Genomic DNA, 1360 nt, shown 5'->3' on the forward strand with positions numbered 1-1360 from the left:
CACCGCACCTTTATTTCCGCAAATCATTGCACCTATCGGTGCGATTTGCTAAGCTGATAAAAGAATGAAATTAAGCTTTAAATCGTTTTTAGGAGATTTCTTAGGGGGTAAATACCTTCTTGCAAAGAAAGTCCTTTTAAGGGCTTTTCTTTGCTTTTTGGAGTGCATAAGGGCGGCCGACGCCCTTACACCGCTTCTAGCCTTTAGTCAAATAAGCTAGGTTCATCGTAGCTGTAGTTGATTGCTATGGTGCGGTTCTTTTTATCAGAGCCAAACGCACAGACATATTTAGGATTTACAATGTATGCAGTTCCTTGTTTTTTCATAAAATCCATATCCACTAAATATTTAAAAGTTTCATTCACTGTTCTTGGATTAGATTTTAATTTTTTAACCACAAAAGCTTGTGTTTGTGTAAATTTGTTTTCACTATCTAAGTTTGAGAGTATATATTCAATGACGTCGATTTTACGATTTGAAGCTAATAAACCTGTTAAAACTTCCATAAAATGTTCTAAATAAACCCTTCTCCACCCTTTTGGAAGGGTGTGAGATACCTTTTTTTCCACATATTCAAGCTCTATAACCTCTCCTGTTTCTATGTCTCTAAAGGTTCTATGCCCTATATAATTTGTTTTTATACCTGAAATTTTTCTAGGATTATCATCAATCTTAGTTCTAGTTTCATCAATTAAATCAACTTCGCTAATTTGTGTCATAAATTTACTCCTAAATTTTTAAAAAATTATACTGCTAGTATAATAAAAATTTACTTAAAAATAAATTTCTATTATACAAAAGTATAAGATTTATTATACAAAAGTATAATTTTAAAAATGCTTTCAAACTCCTATGCCATAGTTATTTATTAAGATTTTTCATTTTTTTTTCTCTTTGTTCTAGTATATTAGAGCTGTTTTTTAAAACAGCGACTAAGGGGTCTTAGGGGAAAATCCCTTAACGAGCGTTCTTTGAGTGTTAAAAGGCGTTAGCCTTTGTAATACGAAAAGTAACCTCGCCCTATGAGAAAAGGATACAAGCTATCCGCCACTTGTGCCAAGTGTCGAGCTTGTAAGGGGTGCAACCCCTTAACCCCTTCAAATTCAAACGCAGATAGCAGATTAAGGCGGACAGCCCGCTTTATGCACTCCAAAGAATATAGCCAAAACTTCATCACATATTAGCCTGTAATACAACTTGGCGTTAGGTTAGCTTAGGGAGCGGAGCGACTAGCTAATAGGGCGGTGTCTTGTCCGTTCGTCGCTTCTGGAGCGACTTCACGACACCGCACCTTTATTTCCGCAAATCATTGCACCTATCGGTGCGATTTGCTAAGCTGATAAAAGAATGAAATTAAGCT

General features: G+C 35.5%; 1 protein-coding gene. It reads right to left on the minus strand.

Going from position 1 to position 1360, the window contains the following annotated elements; genetic code table 11:
• Positions 1-203: 203 nt before the first annotated feature.
• Positions 204-719, minus strand: coding sequence for a replication/maintenance protein RepL (locus ELQ11_RS09490; RefSeq protein ID WP_126254152.1), 516 nt, complete (start codon positions 717-719; stop codon positions 204-206).
• Positions 720-1360: the final 641 nt, after the last annotated feature.

It is taken from the genome of Campylobacter sp. US50a, assembly GCF_004379015.1.
In the GTDB taxonomy this organism is placed as follows: Bacteria; Campylobacterota; Campylobacteria; order Campylobacterales; family Campylobacteraceae; genus Campylobacter_D; species Campylobacter_D jejuni.

Bases quoted from the DNA above. Each gene is read 5' to 3' on its own strand.
- ELQ11_RS09490 (WP_126254152.1), bottom strand. From the start codon at position 719: ATGACACAAATTAGCGAAGTTGATTTAATTGATGAAACTAGAACTAAG.